Here is a 16,103-nt window from a genome sequence, read left to right as displayed (position 1 = left end):
TCGTCGCTGTCATCCGGTGGATTGGGTGAGGAGGTGGTGTTGTTCGGTGGGGGTGAGTAGGTCGAGGGTGGGCAGGGGTTGGTCGGGGTGGTTGGTGGCGGTGGTGAGCAGGCGGGTGTAGTGGGTGGCCAGTTGGGTGGCGGTTTCGGGATGGAACAGGTCGGTGGCGTAGTTGACCGCGCCGATGAGGTGGTCGTCGTGGTGGGCCAGGGCGATGCTGATTTCGAACTTGGCGTTGTTGGCGTCCAGTGGCAGGGGGGTCATGGTGATGTCGGGTAGCTGTGGGGTGCTGGTGTCGTTGTCGTCGAGGGAGAACATGACCTGGAAGAACGGGTCACGGCTGGGGTCGCGGTCGGAGGCGAGTTGCTCGACGAGCTTTTCGAACGGGACGTCCTGGTGGCTGTAGGCGTCGATGGCGGTGCGTCGGGCGTGGGCGATCAGGTCGGTGAAGGTCGGGGTGCCGGCGGGGTTGAGCCGCAGGACCAGGGTGTTGACGAAGAAGCCGACCAGTCGTTCGAGTTCGGGTTGACCACGCCCGGCCACGGGAGTGCCGATGGTGACGTCGGTGTTCGCGGTGTAGCGGGTCAACACCGCGTAGAGGCCGGCCAGCAGGACCATGAACGGGGTGGCACTGTGTTCCCGAGCCAGGAGGTGCACCCGCTGGGTCACCTCGGCGTCAATGGTGAACTCCACGACCGCGCCCCGGCCGCTACGCGCCGCCGGGCGGGGCAGGTCCGCAGGGACCTCGGCCCGGGTCGGGTGGGCTAGCTGGGCACGCCAGTAGGCCATCTGCTCGTCCAGCACACCACTGTCCAGCCAGGCACGCTGCCAGTAGGCGAAATCGGTGTACCGCACCACCGGCTCGGCCAACCCGGGACTGGTCCCGTTGACATAGGCCGCGTACGCCGCCGACAGATCCTCGAACAGAATCGGCATGGACCAGCCATCAACCGCGATGTGATGCGCCACCAACACCAAAACATGATCATCAGCAGCCAACCCGATCAACATCGCCCGCAACATCGGACCCGACCGCAAATCAAACGGCCGCAACGCCAGTTCGGTCACCACCGTTCGCGCCCAGGCGATCGGCTCCTCGGAGACCGTCGCTGGCAACCGCACGCGGTCGAGAACGACGCTGACCGGCGGTAGGCAGGCCAGGACCGGTTCGTCGATCCGCCCGATGATGCGGCACCGCAGGATCTCGTGGCGACGTACGACGTACGACAGCGCTGCGCTCAGCGCGGGCTCGTCAAGCGGGCCGCGCGCCCGCATCGCCACGTAGCTGTTGTAGTCCTGCCGGTCCGGCCTCAGGTTGACGAGGAACCACAGCCGCCGCTGCGCCGCGGACAGTGGCGCGTCGACGCCTTCCGGGCACCGCTGTATCCCGGTCCGCGCCTGCCCGAGGTGGGCTCTGATCTCTTCTACGAACTCGGCGAGCACGGAGGACTGGAACATCACCCGCAGCGGCAGGTCGACCCGCAGCAGGGCGCGCAGCTGGGACAGCACCCGTACCGCTCGCAGCGAGTGCCCACCGAGCGCGAAGAAGTCGTCGTCCGGGGCGACGTGCTCGACGCCCAGTTCACCAGCCCAGACGCTGGCCACCAGCGCTTCGATCTCGTCGCGGTGACCACCGGTCGACGGGCCACCGTGCCCGGTCGCAGCGACGGGCAGTGCGGCGCGGTCCACCTTGCCGTTCGCCGTCCGGGGCAGTCGGTCCAGCACGACTAGCGTCGACGGCACCATGTAGGCGGGCAGCGTCGCGCGTAGGTGGGCACGCACCTTCGCCCAGGTGCCGGCGCGCCCGGGGTGCCACACCACGTAGCCGGCCAGGTGCTGGTGCGGTGCCTCGCCGCGGACCACGACCGCCGCGTGAGCGACGTCCGGCTGACTCTGGAGGGCTGCTTCGATCTCGCCCAACTCGATCCGTTGGCCCCGGATCTTCACCTGGTGGTCCCGCCGCCCCAGGTACATGAGTGAGCCGTCCGGAAGCCACCGTGCCAGGTCGCCCGTGCGGTACAACCTGCTTCCTGGAGGGCCGAACGGATCAGGCACGAACCGGTCGGCGGTGAACGCTGGCCGGTGCAGGTAGCCACGGCCCAGCCCGGTGCCGCCGACATGGAGCTCGCCGACCACTCCGGTGGGGCACATCATCAGCGAGTCGTCCAGAATGCGGACGATCATCCCGCGTACCGGCCGCCCGATCGACACCACCGGGGTGCCGGCGACCGGCTCAGTCACCGCCCTGAAGGTGGTGCAGATGGTGGCCTCGGCCGGGCCGTACACGTTGAGGACCGACCGCACCCGGGGAACGAGCCGGCGGGCCAGATCCGCGGTCAGCGCCTCACCACCGGACGACACACACAGCTGCGGAGCCGACCACCGGTCCGGCAGAAGGGAGCTGGTCGTCGGCGTGGCATGCACATGGGTGATCTGATGCCGTTGGATCGCTTCGGCCAATCCTGGGCCGTCCGCCGCCAGCTCACGCGGAAGGACGACCACCCGTCCGCCCGCGGTCAGCACCGGAAGGTACTCAAGGATGACCACGTCGAACGCGACCGAAGCGAGCGCGGCCATGGAGTGCGTGGCGGCCAGTTCATACCACTCGACGACGTCGGGCATGAGATTCGACAAGCCGCGGTGGGTGAGCATGACCCCCTTGGGCTCCCCGGTCGACCCGGAGGTGAAGGCGATGTAGGCCAGGTTGTCGGGTGCCACCGACCGCTGACGGCGTGACCCGGGAGCGGAGGGCAGGGAGGTGACCTGACCGGTGTCGACGTCGACGACCGCCACGGTGTCGGGTGCGAGGCCGTCGGGCACCGCCCCGGTGGTCAGCAATGCCCCCGCCCTGGCCAGCTCCAGCAGCCGACGGATGCGGCCGGTCGGCTGGTCCGGGTCGATCAGCATGAACGCCGCCCCGGCCCGGAGCACCGCCAGCATGGCGACCATGGTTGCTGCGGATCTCGGCAGCATGATGCCGACGACCGTTTCCGGACCCACGCCGGCCGCCGACAGCCGGGCGGCCACGCGGCCGGAGCGGTGCGCCAGCCCCTGGTAGTCCAGGGTCTGTGCGCCGTCGACCACGGCGATCGCCTCAGGCGTACGGCTGCACCGGTTCAGAATCAGGTCGTGTACCAACGGCGGAGCCACGGCGGCCGAAGGTCCGGTGGATTGGGTGAGGAGGTGGTGTTGTTCGGTGGGGGTGAGTAGTTCGAGGGTGGGCAGGGGTTGGTCGGGGTGGTTGGTGGCGGTGGTGAGCAGGCGGGTGTAGTGGGTGGCCAGTTGGGTGGCGGTTTCGGGATGGAACAGGTCGGTGGCGTAGTTGACCGCGCCGATGAGGTGGTCGTCGTGGTGGGCCAGGGCGATGCTGATTTCGAACTTGGCGTTGTTGGCGTCCAGTGGCAGGGGGGTCATGGTGATGTCGGGTAGCTGTGGGGTGCTGGTGTCGTTGTCGTCGAGGGAGAACATGACCTGGAAGAACGGGTCACGGCTGGGGTCGCGGTCGGAGGCGAGTTGCTCGACGAGCTTTTCGAACGGGACGTCCTGGTGGCTGTAGGCGTCGATGGCGGTGCGTCGGGCGTGGGCGATCAGGTCGGTGAAGGTCGGGGTGCCGGCGGGGTTGAGCCGCAGGACCAGGGTGTTGACGAAGAAGCCGACCAGTCGTTCGAGTTCGGGTTGACCACGCCCGGCCACGGGAGTGCCGATGGTGACGTCGGTGTTCGCGGTGTAGCGGGTCAACACCGCGTAGAGGCCGGCCAGCAGGACCATGAACGGGGTGGCACTGTGTTCCCGAGCCAGGAGGTGCACCCGCTGGGTCACCTCGGCGTCAATGGTGAACTCCACGACCGCGCCCCGGCCGCTACGCGCCGCCGGGCGGGGCAGGTCCGCAGGGACCTCGGCCCGGGTCGGGTGGGCTAGCTGGGCACGCCAGTAGGCCATCTGCTCGTCCAGCACACCACTGTCCAGCCAGGCACGCTGCCAGTAGGCGAAATCGGTGTACCGCACCACCGGCTCGGCCAACCCGGGACTGCTCCCGTTGACATAGGCCGCGTACGCCGCCGACAGATCCTCGAACAGAATCGGCATGGACCAGCCATCAACCGCGATGTGATGCGCCACCAACACCAACACATGATCATCAGCAGCCAACCCGATCAACATCGCCCGCAACATCGGACCCGACCGCAAATCAAACGGCCGCAACGCCTCGGTGTTGGCCAGTCGTAGCGCCTCCTCGAATCGGTCCGGGCCCCTGCCGGTCAGATCCACCCGGTGCAACCGGACCGGCCCCGGCGGGTCGACCAGCGGCTTGATCCCGTCGTCGTCCGACGTGAACCGGGTCCGCAGCACCTCATGCCGGCGGACCACGTCCGACAGCGCGCGCTCCAGCGCCGCGGTGTCGACCGTTGCGTGCCGTAGACGGAACGCATAGGGAACGTTGTAGTCCGTGCCGTCCTGGATGAGCTGTTCGGTCAGCCACAGCCGTTCCTGTGCGTACGAGGTGACGGGCGGACCGGACACCCGTCGAAGGCTTCCCCTTGCCGCGACCGCGCGGTCCTGGGCGGCCCGGATCCGTTGCCTCAGTCGCGCCGTACGTGTGGGGCGGGACTGCCCGCCGTACGGCGGGTGCTCATCCTCCCGGCCCGGTTGCTGCCCAACGGCCACCACTCGACTCCTTGCTTCGGGCTGACCGCAAACCGTCGGGCGGGTCAGGTCCACCAGATCATCTCGTTGTCGGCGTTCAGCCCGCTGAAGCAGGCGAGCAACAGGCGTCGGCCGGCGTCCGGCGCTGCCCGGCCGCCGAGGACCGCGTGGACCAGATTTCCGTTGATCACACACAGATCCCCGGTGCCTGTCGTCACGTCGAGGCTCGGCACCTCCCGCAACAGTTCCGGTGGGTACGGATAGCCGCTGTGGGCCAGGCCCAGCCGGCGTCGGGACTCGTCGTCGGGCTCCAGGTTCCACAGCTTCAGCTGGCCGGTGCCGGCGGGCACGTACGGGTAGAAGTTGATCGCCATCACCCGACGCACTGTCTGGATCTCGAATCCCGCCTGCAGCGGATCGCTGAGTTGGGCGAGATCGTCGTGCGGCAGCAGAAGGAACTCGCCGGTACCGGTCCAGCAGACGGCCTTTGCGCTGCCTGCGGCCCGCCCGCCGTGAGCAGCGGGCCTGATCGGCACCGGGGGCTGGTGCCCGCGCAGCACGGCGAGGAAGTCTCCCAGTGCGTCGCGCGTGCCCTCCCACAACATCGTCACCGCGTGGGCGAACCGTTCGACCTCGTCCAGATAGCTCTCGGTCGTCTTCTCGATGTGGGAGGCCCCGACAAAGTAGCCCTCGACACCGTCCTCCCCTTGGCCGTAACGGGGGGTACGCATCGGGGACGCCGCGAAATTGTCGCTGATCCGCCGGCAGTCCGCAGGATCAACGAACCCGCTCACGCGGTATGCGGCAAGCTCTCCGTGCAGTACGGCGAAGACGGCGTCCACGTCCACGACGCGGTGGCTCTCCGCGAGAAGGAACTGCTCCGGGGCATGCGTACGGCCGCTCAACGGCCCGGTGCTCTGGACGCTCATCGGCTGCCGCTGCGCCGTGGTCCGGAGGCTGCGGCATCCCCGCCCACGCCGGCGCTCCGATGCAGAAGCGCGCGGCGGACGTCGAGGAACCCCACCATCGCGGGTACCGGGCTGACGATGCGCGTCGTGGCGTCCAGCCGGTTGCGCGCCTTCTCACGAACCGCGGGCAGCCTCGACCAGTGCGTGGTCGGGCTCAGGTGGTGTTCCTGGTGGTAGCCGTCATTGAAGGCCAGCAGGTTGTACAGGCGTCCGTAGTGACTCACCGAGTCGGCCGCCCGGTCGTGCGGGTCGGCGCCGTAGTGCCGGTAGTAGTTCTGGATGTTCACCAGAATCAGCGCCAGGAAGAAGGCCGGCAGGTAGCCGAACAGGGCCCAGCGCCAGGACAGCGTGGCGAACGCCACCAGCGACAGACAGTGCGCGGCACGGTCGAGCTGCACCTGCCGCAGCTCGCGTCCCTGACGCGGCTCACGGTGTGCCACCAGGGACATGATCGTCGTCTCGGTGCGGCGCACTCGCCAGAGCCATGCCCCTGCCAGCACTTCCCGGGCCCGACCCACCAGGGAGGACACTGCTCCACCGACGGCGTAACTGATCAACGGCGCATGCTCACCCGCCTTACCATCCCGGTAGGTGGAGCTGAGGTCTCTGGTGGAACCGTCCGGACCCTTGACATCGTTGTTGAAACGGTGATGGTTACGCACGTGCGTCAACTGGTACGCCTGCACCGATTGTCCGACGTTGATCGAATTGATCAGCGAGACAAGCGCGTTGAGCCGTCCGGAAACGAACCACGGCTGGTGGGTGAAAAGGTGGGTGACCACAATGATGTTGTAGGTGATCAGAAAACAGGTACCGACGGCCATCGCCGCCCGCTGGCCCGTTGCGGCAGAATCCCACGCGGCAGCGAACCAGAACATCGCCAGCAGGTGCACGACGCTGTAGGCGACCAGGATCGAGTCGAGCGGTGAGTTCTTCCACACCCGCATCGTCATCTCCTAAAAGTAGGACTGCAGGCTCCCGCGTCGGCGAACGTCGACGGTTGCGCAGTGAAACGATCCGCCGAACGAATTGAAGTGACGGAAGTCGCACTTGACGGGCGTGAAGCCGTGCTTCTTGAGTACCGAGATCATCGGCTCGTCCTGCCGTTCGACCAGCACCCGGTTCTCGTCGAGTGACAGCAGGTTCATGTTGATCCATTTGCTGGTGAAGTACAGCGGGTGCGAGTCGGGCATGACGGGTTGGGGCGCCGGAATGATCTCCCAGTCCTTGAACAGCTCGGGCACCTGTGGCACCCGCTCCGGATTCACCAACAGCTTGCCGGGGGCCAGCGGCATCAGCGTCGCGTCGATGTGCATCGGGTGCGCGTCGGCGAATTCGAAGATGTGCAGGCGGTATTCCTCGCCGAGGTGCCGCGCCAGCCACTGCACACCGAAATCGTTGGTGACGTGGCTCTTCTGGCCGATGATGTCACGGCCACACCGGATGAAGTCCGCGGCGTCGAAGGTCGGCTCGAACTCGGTCACCACGAGCCGCTGCGGCTCGCCGGCACCGGGCTCGGCCCAGTCCAGGTCGTACTGCTCGTCCTTGAGCTCCGGTTTGGGGGCGGTGCTCCAGCGGGCACCGTTCCTGAAGTATTCCTTGATCAGTGGCCGGTAGGCGAGTGTCTCGTAGTAGCGCGACCGCCACGCCGTCGGACACTCGATGATCTGATCACCCAACACCAGCAGCACGTCTCGGGGCATCGCCGCGTACATGCCGGTGCTCGTCCAGTCCAGGGTCGTGTAACCGCGTCGTTGGGGCAGGGGCTCCGGGCGGCGGACGGTCACCCCCTCCGCCTCCAGGAGGCGGGCCAGCCCGTCCAACTCACGGCGCGCGGCTTCCACCAGTTCCAGGGGGAACGGCCGGCCGGCCCGATCGCGGAAGGTGCCGTGATGTTGTGCCGGCAGCACCGCCGAGAGCGTGAGGTGCCACGGGGGGAAGGTGGCGTCGTCGACGATGCCGACGATCACCTCCTCCAGTGGGTCCCACTCGTTGTGGGACATCACCGGGTTCGCCGGCTCGCACGAACGGGAGGCCCCGGGATACGGGACGGGTGACGGGTCGATCTTCAAGGGGGGCTCCTCCATGGGCCTCACACGGCCGGGTCGCCGTTACTGCGTCGGCCTGCGGACGGTGCGGTACGGCGCGAAGGTCTGCCGGTCGCCGGACCACGCGTGCCGGGGCGCCACCTCGTCCAGCCGCTCCAGGTCGGAGCGGGAGAGGTTGATCGTGGCGGCCCGGACGTTCTCTCCGAGACGGCTGCGACGGGTCGTCCCCGGAATCGGCACGACGTCATCGCCCTGCGCCAGCAGCCAGCTCAGCGCCAACTGGGCGGGGGTCACCTGCAGCTCTGCGGCGAGCTGCCGCATCCGGTCGAGAATGGCCCGGTTCCGGGCCAGGTGCTCGCCGTGCAGTCGTGGGTCGAGATGCCGGTCGTCGTCGGCGGTCAGCCGCTCCGTACCCAGGTCCGCGCCGGTCAGGAAGCCCCGGCCGAGCGGGCTGTACGGCACCAGACCGACGCCCAGACGCCGGGCCGCCGGAACCACGTCGTCCTCCGGGTCGCGCCACCACATCGACCATTCGAACTGCACAGCCGTGATCGGATGTACGGCGAAGGCCCGCGTCAGCTCCTCAGGACCGGTCTCGGACACCCCCAGATAGCGAACCTTGCCGGCGGTGACCAGCTCGGCCATCGCGCCGATGGTCTCCTCGATCGGCACCTGCGGGTCGATCCGATGCATGTAGTACAGGTCGATGTGGTCGACGTTCAAGCGCGACAACGAGGCGTCGCAGTATTTCGGAATGTCCTCCGGCCGGCAGGAAACCCGCGCCGGGCCGCCCGGCACGTCCCGGACGATGCCGAACTTGGTCGCCAGCACCACCTCGTCGCGCCGCCCCGCCAGAGCGCGTCCGACCAGGCGCTCGTTTCCACCTGCCCCGTAGCTCATCGAGGTGTCGATCAACGTGACGCCGAGGTCGACGGCACGTTGGATCGTGGCAATGCTCTCCTGCTCGTCGGCCGGCCCGTAGTCCTGCGACATACCCATGCAGCCGAGGCCGACGGGAAAGGTCGACAGACCCTGACGACCGAGCGACCGTGCTGCGTTGCCGACCCTGGTCTCCATGCGCGCCTCCGGACGAGGTAGAGATGCGGCCGGTGAGCCAGCCGCGCAGCGTTCGATCGCCTGTCTCGATGCTGCACCAGAGACCTGACGTCGAGTCGACAGCGCTGCGATGCCCCGGCCACCGCCGGGACGCTGATCAGTGATGCGACGCAGGCCCGCACGCGGGTTCGGTACGGCCGTTGTAGCGCCTACGGGGTGAGGGCCGCCCGGGTACGGGATCGCCCCCGCGGCACAATGCCTGCACTTCCGAGGGATTGGAGATCCGATGCCAGGGGTGGAGAGTGGAGGGACCCGGGAGGGCTACGTCGTCGTCAACGGCGTCCGCACGTACTACGAGGAGCGCGGCAGCGGCGAGCCGCTGCTGTTCCTGCACGGCGGGCTGTGCACCGCGGAGATGTGCCAGCCGCAGACCGTGGCGCTGGCCGCGCAGTACCGCGTGCTGGTGCCGGAGCGCCGCGGGCACGGCCGTACGCCGGACGTGCCAGGCCGGTTGTCGTACGAGATGATGGCTCGCGACACGACAGCGTTCATGGATGCGCTCGGCATCTCCACCGCGCACCTGGTGGGCTGGAGCGACGGCGCCCTGGTCGGGCTCCTGGTCGCCATGGGTGAGCCCGAGCGGGTCCGCCGCCTGGTGTTCATGGGACAGGCGCTGAACCTGGATGGCCTGCGGCCCGGCACGGTGGAATACATGTCCGGTCTGACCGCGAGGGCGATACCCGCCTACACCGAGGCGTACGAGAGGTTGTCGCCCGACGGTCCCGATCACTTCGCCGTGGTGCTCGACAAGCTGAAGCGGCTGTGGTGCGCCCCGACCGGGTTGACCCTGGATCGGCTCGCCGGCGTACGGTCACCAACCCTGATCCTGATCGGCGACAACGACATCGTCGACGTGGCGCACGCCGCGGCGATGTACCAGGCGCTGCCGGAGGGCCGGTTGGGGGTGGTGCCCAACGGCTCCCATCACCTGCCGATGGAAAGACCGGACGTAGTGAACCAGTTCATGCTCGCCTTCCTTTCCGAGGACGAGCCCGCACCGGTCACGCCGCCGCGAGTTCGGCAGCGTACGCATGCATCAGACGGTGCAGTGCGTACCGTCGGGGACGGTACTCCTTGATGAGTTGCCCACGGGTCAGCTCGCCGAGGTGCTGGCGGATCCGGTCGACCGGGCCGCCGACGAGGGCGGCCGCGTCGGCCAGGCCGATCTCCGGCTCGCGACGGGTGCCCAGGGCCCGGAACAGGCCGGCGGTCGCCCCGTCCAGCGCGAGGTACGACCAGGAGAACACCCGACGCAGATCGGTCGCGGCGTCGCCGTGCCGGAGCGCGTCGAGCACACGTTCCGTCCGCAGGTCCTCGACCAGGTAGGCAAGGGGCAGGTCGGCGTTGGTGGCGGCTCGGGCAGCCACGATGGCCAGGGCTAGCGGTAGCCGGGCACACAGCTCGATCAACTCGTTCGCCGCATCGGGCTCCACGGCCAGCCGGTCGGCGCGGAGCCGGCTGCGCAGCAGGGCCCGCGCCTCCCCCACGCTCATCAGATCGACCAGCAACGGCGTCGCCGCTTCGATCACCGCCATGCCGGGCAGGGAATCCCGGCTGGTGACCACTATGAAGCAGTCGGCAGAGCCGGGCAGGAGCGGGCGGACCTGCTCCGCGTCGCGGGCGTTGTCGAGCACGACGAGCATCCGCCTGCGCGCCAACAGGCTGCGGAACGCCACCGTACGCTCGGCCAGCGTCGGCGGCACCGGCGCTCGGCTGTCCAAGGACCTGATGAAGCTCTCCAGTACCTGGCTGGACTGGGCCGGGGTGGCATCCGGTCCGAATCCGCCCAGATTCGCGTAGAGCTGCCCGTCGGGGAACCGGCGGGCCACCTGGTGTGCCCAGTGCACCGCCAGGGTGGTCTTTCCGACGCCCGCTGTGCCCGAGATCAACGCGATCGGTGTCCCCGTGGTCTGGTGGCATGCCGCCTCCAGCATCGCGTCGAGTTGAGCCAGAGCCGCCGCCCGGCCGACAAAGCCGAACGAGTCGGGTGGCAGTTGGGTGGGTACGGTCAGGGTGGTGTCGTCGGCACGATCCGTCACCTCTATCGGCGACGGCGGATCGGCGGGCGCGTCCTCGCCCGGAGTGTGGCCGCTCAGGATCGTCTGGTACACCTTTTGGATATCGGGTGCCGGGTCGACGCCCAACTCACCGGCGAGTCGTTCGCGCAGGCCGGAATACACGCCGAGAGCGGCGGCCGGTTGGCCGGTGGCGGCCAGCGCGACCATGAGCCGCGCGTGCGCCGGCTCGTGCAGCGCATTGGCCTCGACCATCCGGTACAGCAAGGGCAACGCCTGCTCGTGCTGGTTGATCGCGGCGGCCGTGTCGGCGTAGTCGAGGATCGCCGCATGCAGCTGGCGCACCAGGGCAGCGACCGGCGGCTCAAGGTGTAGGACGGGCAGGTCGGCCAGCGGGTCTCCGCGCCACATGGCCATCGCCCGCTGGTATGCCTTGAGGGCGGACTCCAACTGGCCGTCATACCGATCGCAACGGGCCCGTTCGAGCTCGCTCTCGAAGACAAGGTGGTCGATCTGGTTGTCCTCCACCGAGAGCAGATAGCCGCCACGGTTGGCGAGCAGCACACCGCTACCGCTCCCCGGAGAGCGGCTGGACCGCAGCTTACGCCGCAGTCGCGAAACCTGGGACCGCAACAGGTCCACGGCCGTTGGCGGCGGGGTGGCGCCCCAGATCAGTTCCACCAGCGATTCGACGCTCACCACCGTGTTGGGTCTGGCCGCCAGCGCGCCCAGCAGGATCCGTTGCGGCTCCGAGCCGAGGTCCACCGGCACCCGGTCCACCTCGACGGTCAGCGGCCCGAGCACCCTGATGAGCAGGTGGTGGGCGAGCAACGGATCGCCCTGACCCAGCCGCATCAACTCGTGCGCTTCCGCCGGGGACTGGCACAGCACGGCCACGATCCGACGCAGCGTGCTGGCGCGCGGCTGGGTGACCCGGTCCTGCTCCAGGTCACGCAGGGCCCCGAGGCTGATCCTCGCCTCCGCCGCCAACTCCTCCTGAGTCCGGCCGACCCGGCGTCGCAGTGCCCGGACCCGCTGCCCGACCGAGTCCGGCGAACCCGCGGCACGCCGTTGGGTGGCGCTCATCGGCCGATACCCCGCCGAGCCCCGACACCCTTTATCGGCGGTTCAGATTCGGAATAACCAGACTTGCCCGAATAATGGCAAAATGCGCTCAGCATATTGCTACCCCCGTGCTCTGCTGATTCGGTTGCAGACATTACAGTTGATCTATGCTTATGTCAATGAGAGGAAGGTCCCACCACTCCGACGATGGCCGGCGGCATAACCTTCTGCACGGTGTAAACTCGGACTGGTCCGGTGGGCGTTAGGAGACTCCCCACCGACCTAAAGGGATGTCTCGAAATCCCAACCTCGATCATTCATCGCTGAGGTCGGCGCTTTCGGCCCTGCGTTGTTGATCGCTGTTGTTCGATGCGGTTAGGTCGAGGGCGTGCCTGCGGGCCGCCTGTCGTGGCGGTGGGCGTGATCCCCTTGTGGTCCTCCGGTTGTCGGGACAGGGCTGAGCTGGTCGGCCGGGGACGGGAAGCGCCACGATCCGACCACCACCCGCGACGCCCCGCCCCGGTGGAGACCGACCACGGATCCACCCCGACATACTGCCGGCCGGCCGACAAGGCGTACCCGTCCGAGGCCCATGGCCGCCGACCTCCTCAACACCGTCCTGGCCGGCCGACCACCGACCCGGTTCCAGGCACGCCTTCACCCTGACCTTCAGGCACCAGCGGATCGCTTTCCCGTACGGCACCGGCAGTGAGTCCGTAAGTCGCCCGTACCGATGCGCCACCGATCGCCATGAGCAGTGTTTTCAGTCGTCCGTTCGGAGCCGCTCGTGTCCCTTCCCGGTCAACTTTCCGGGCGTGGGGGTCTCCATGATGGGAACGGGGCCACGGATCCGCAGGGGAGGAACGGTGGGGCAGGGGCGCGACATCGACCAGCCGATGACATGGCGACTGCCAATCCACCTCCAAGCGTTATGGCGGCAGCTTCGGCTGTTTCCGCAATCCCCGGCGGAACACCTGTTCCGCGGCTACGTGCTGTCTGGTCCGCTCGATATCGAACGGTTGCGTGATGCAGTTGGGTGCGTCGTCCGACGGCACGCGATACTGCGCACCACCTTTCGTGAGCACGACGACGGTGCGCCGGTCGCCATAGCCTGCGACGAAAGCGTCGTCGACTTCGCCGTCATCAACGAAGCCGGCAGCCCCCGCAGCACGTGGCAGGAGATCCTCCGCCGGCACGCCCATCAGGCGACCTGGCAGCCGTTCAACCTCGACACCGAGCCACCTCTGCGGACCCGGGTGGTACGGCTGGGCACCGACCGACACGGTCTACTGCTGATCATGCACGGGTTGGTGGCCGACGAACGGTCCGTGGACATCATCTGTGGGGAGATCTCGACCTTCTACCGAGCGGGGACGAAGCGCGACGTGGCCACGCTCCTGCCACCACCGGTGCAATACGCCGCCGTGACGCTCCACCCGGGCACTGCTGCCGTCCCCCCGCGCCCGGCCGCACCCCACCAGGGGCAGCCTTGGCCGGCCGGCACACCGGAGCCGGTCCGGCTGCTCGCCGACCATCCACGGCGGGACATTCCCGACGCGGCCGGTCGGCGACGTAGGTTCAGCGTCGCGCATGGCACCCTGACACGGTTGACCGCTGCGGCCGGTCCGGGGATCGAGCCCGGGGCGGCCCGGCCCGAAGACCACGACGCGGTGCTGCTGGCCGTGGTCTGCATCCTTCTGGGCCGGCTCAACGGGCAGCGCGACATTCTGCTCGGATACCTGGTGGACGGCCGCAACCAGGCCGGCGACGCCCCGTTGATCGGTCGACTGGCCGGACCGGTACCGGTCCGGCTGGACCTGTCCGGCGTCAGACGTCTCGCCGACGCCGTCGACCTGGCCGCCGACGTGCTGGCCTCTCGGTCCACCTCCGCTGGTGTGGCCGCCGGCTCACTCTCGGGCGCAGCGTCGGAGACCTGGCCGATTCTTCCGGTGACGGTAGACATCGCGGCGGAGCGGCCCCACCCGATCCGGCTTCCCGGAATCACGGTACGGCCGCTGGATCTCGACGATGTCATCGCTCGATCCGAGCTAGCCCTGACGCTACGCCGAGGGTCACACGGGGTGTCCGGCACGATCGACTATCAGGCGGCCCGCTTCAGCGACGCCACCGTCGCCCGATGGTCGGGACACCTGAAGACGCTGATCGCCAAGCTCGCGGACGATCCACGCCGACCGCTGGACGAAACGTCGATCCTGTCCGCAGCGGAACATCGTCGGCAGATCACGGAGTGGACAGCGACGGCACGGGAGCACCCCGTGCAGACCGTCCCGGAACTCGTCGCCCTCCGGACAGCCACCTGCCCGGATGCGATCGCCGTGATCGACGGGCGGGAGGCGATGACCTACGCGCAGCTCGCTGAGCGCGCCCGCCGGCTCGCCGGGCGCCTGCGTACGCTGGGGGTGGGTCCGGACGTGCCGGTGGCGGTACGTCTGCCGCGCACTGCGGACCTGGTTGTGGCGCTGCTGGCCGTCCTTCAGGCCGGCGGAGCATACGTGCCGGTGGACACCGGCTATCCCGTCGTGCGGCAGGAACAGATCCTGACCGACAGCGGGGCCCGCGCCGTGATAACCACAGTCGAGCTTGATGACCACCTGCCGCACCCGGCCGACCGGGTGGTCTTACACGTCGACCGGGACGCGTCCGCCGACGAATCGCCGACCGTAGGTGATCCCGGTCCGCATCCCGATCCGGCCAACCTCGCCTACATCCTGTACACCTCCGGATCGACCGGGCGGCCCAAGGGTGTCGCGGTGCCCCACGCCGGGCTCAGCAACCTGGTGGCATGGCACGTCGAGCGCTACGGGCTGACGGCAGGTGACCACACCACACAGGTGGCCGCAGCGGGGTTCGACGCGTCGGTGTGGGAGATCTGGCCCACGTTGACGGCCGGCGCAACCCTGCACATTGCCGACGACGAGCACCGGCTGCGGCCGGACCTGCTGCTCAATTGGCTGGCGCGGCAGCGGATCACCGCCAGTTTCCTGCCGACGCCGCTGGCCGATAAGGTCCTGCGGTTGCCGCCGCCCTCCGGTCTGGCGCTACGCGCGCTTCTCGTCGGGGGAGACGTGTTGCGCGGGAGACCTCGCCCCGACTGCGGATACACGGTGGTCAACCACTACGGTCCGACTGAAGCCAGCGTTGTCACGACAATGGCCGTTGTCTCGCCGGCAAGCGCCGGTACGTCGCCCGACCGCCCCCCTCCGATCGGGCGTCCGATCGACAACCTGCGAACCTACGTGCTCGACGACAACCTACTTCCGGCCCCCGTCGGGGTTCCGGGTGAACTGCACATCGCCGGTGCCGGACTGGCCCGCGGCTATCTCGGGCGGCCCGGCCACACGGCCGAGCGGTTCGTCCCCGACCCCTTCTCCCCGGTGCCGGGCGGACGTCTCTACCGCACGGGCGATCGGGTCCGGTACACGCCCACCGGGGACATCGAGTTCCTCGGCCGGCTGGACCACCAGATCAAGCTCCGGGGGCACCGGATCGAGGCCGCGGAGGTGGAGGTCGCGCTCCGTGCGCACCCGGGCATCGAGGACGCCGTGGTGACACCGTACGAGGACGAGCAGGGCCAGACCCGCCTCGTCGGCTACATCACCGGACCGGGCGCGGCCGGGCTCGCGACCGATACGTTGCGCGAGCATCTCGCCAACCGTCTACCCGACTACATGATTCCCTCCACCTTCGTCCCGCTGGACCAATTGCCGAACACGGCACATGGCAAGATCGACCGGCATTCGCTGCCCCCCGTCCGGACGGCCACCCGGACGGTCAGGCAGCATCCCCGAGACGCCGTCGAGGCGGTGATCGCCGCCACCTGGACCCAGGTCCTGGGCCAAGCTGGCGACATCGATGTCCATGACGACTTCGTCGCTCTCGGTGGTCACTCGTTACTCGCCGGGCAGGTGGTCTCCCGGGTCAACGCGATGTTCGGTGTCGACCTTTCCATCCGGGCCCTGTTCGACGCGTCGACGGTGGAGACCTTCGCGACGGTGGTGCGGCAGACCGGTGGAGCCGACCGGGTCACCGACGTCGCCCGGCTCATTCAACAGATCGACCAACTCTCCGACCACGACGTGGCGAGACTGCTCGTCGAGGTCGGAGAGGACAGCGGCGACGCGAATAGGATCCACCACGACGGCAGGGCATGAGGGACGGCACCCGGGACACCCTGATTCGGCGGTGACCACAGCAGTGTCCCGGTCGCTGTCCGGCGGGCATCAGCG

8 protein-coding genes are annotated in these 16,103 nt (G+C 68.5%); 2 read left to right on the top strand and 6 right to left on the bottom strand.

Annotated elements, in window-relative coordinates; all coding sequences use genetic code 11:
* Nucleotides 1-9: 9 nt before the first annotated feature.
* The 5 genes from ACWCHM_RS30205 to ACWCHM_RS30185 form a co-directional block, all read right to left on the bottom strand.
* On the bottom strand, nt 10-4,521 hold the full coding sequence (locus ACWCHM_RS30205) for an amino acid adenylation domain-containing protein (RefSeq protein WP_454220817.1): 4,512 nt from the start codon (nt 4,519-4,521) through the stop codon (nt 10-12).
* A 188-nt stretch (nt 4,522-4,709) separates the two neighbouring features.
* Nucleotides 4,710-5,573, bottom strand: coding sequence for a hypothetical protein (locus tag ACWCHM_RS30200; protein WP_204961854.1), 864 nt, complete (start codon nt 5,571-5,573; stop codon nt 4,710-4,712).
* The gene (locus ACWCHM_RS30195; protein ID WP_454220815.1) at nt 5,570-6,565 is read right to left on the bottom strand and encodes a fatty acid desaturase family protein; all 996 of its coding nucleotides are present in this window, start codon (nt 6,563-6,565) and stop codon (nt 5,570-5,572) included. Before ACWCHM_RS30195 ends, ACWCHM_RS30200 begins: the two co-directional genes overlap by 4 nt.
* A gap of 3 nt (nt 6,566-6,568) precedes the next feature.
* Nucleotides 6,569-7,582 carry an amidinotransferase gene (locus tag ACWCHM_RS30190; RefSeq protein WP_454220813.1) on the bottom strand — a complete coding sequence of 338 codons (1,014 nt, stop codon included), beginning with the start codon at nt 7,580-7,582 and terminating at the stop codon, nt 6,569-6,571.
* Nucleotides 7,583-7,723: 141 nt separating this feature from the next.
* Nucleotides 7,724-8,737 carry an aldo/keto reductase gene (locus ACWCHM_RS30185; protein ID WP_204961856.1) on the bottom strand — a complete coding sequence of 338 codons (1,014 nt, stop codon included), beginning with the start codon at nt 8,735-8,737 and terminating at the stop codon, nt 7,724-7,726.
* A gap of 265 nt (nt 8,738-9,002) precedes the next feature.
* Here ACWCHM_RS30185 and ACWCHM_RS30180 point away from each other — a divergent pair, with 265 nt between their 5' ends.
* Nucleotides 9,003-9,854 carry an alpha/beta fold hydrolase gene (locus ACWCHM_RS30180; RefSeq protein WP_454220811.1) on the top strand — a complete coding sequence of 284 codons (852 nt, stop codon included), beginning with the start codon at nt 9,003-9,005 and terminating at the stop codon, nt 9,852-9,854.
* Here ACWCHM_RS30180 and ACWCHM_RS30175 read toward each other — a convergent pair.
* A complete protein-coding gene (locus ACWCHM_RS30175) occupies nt 9,778-11,877 on the bottom strand; it encodes a BTAD domain-containing putative transcriptional regulator (RefSeq protein ID WP_454220810.1) in 2,100 nt (699 codons plus the stop codon). The two genes, ACWCHM_RS30180 and ACWCHM_RS30175, sit on opposite strands and share 77 nt — an antisense overlap.
* An 845-nt stretch (nt 11,878-12,722) precedes the next feature.
* Between ACWCHM_RS30175 and ACWCHM_RS30170 the strand changes: the two genes are divergently transcribed.
* Entirely contained in the window at nt 12,723-16,028 is a 3,306-nt protein-coding gene (locus ACWCHM_RS30170) for a non-ribosomal peptide synthetase (protein WP_454220808.1), read from the top strand.
* The last annotated feature ends 75 nt before the right edge of the window (nt 16,029-16,103 follow it).

The organism is Micromonospora sp. SCSIO 07396 (genome assembly GCF_053667945.1).
This window is presented reverse-complemented; position numbering and strand designations above follow the sequence as displayed.

Coding starts and splice junctions, on each gene's coding strand:
- ACWCHM_RS30200 (WP_204961854.1), bottom strand. CDS start 5,573: ATGAGCGTCCAGAGCACCGGGCCGTTGAGCGGCCGTACGCATGCCCCG.
- ACWCHM_RS30195 (WP_454220815.1), bottom strand. CDS start 6,565: ATGACGATGCGGGTGTGGAAGAACTCACCGCTCGACTCGATCCTGGTC.
- ACWCHM_RS30185 (WP_204961856.1), bottom strand. CDS start 8,737: ATGGAGACCAGGGTCGGCAACGCAGCACGGTCGCTCGGTCGTCAGGGT.
- ACWCHM_RS30180 (WP_454220811.1), top strand. CDS start 9,003: ATGCCAGGGGTGGAGAGTGGAGGGACCCGGGAGGGCTACGTCGTCGTC.
- ACWCHM_RS30175 (WP_454220810.1), bottom strand. CDS start 11,877: ATGAGCGCCACCCAACGGCGTGCCGCGGGTTCGCCGGACTCGGTCGGG.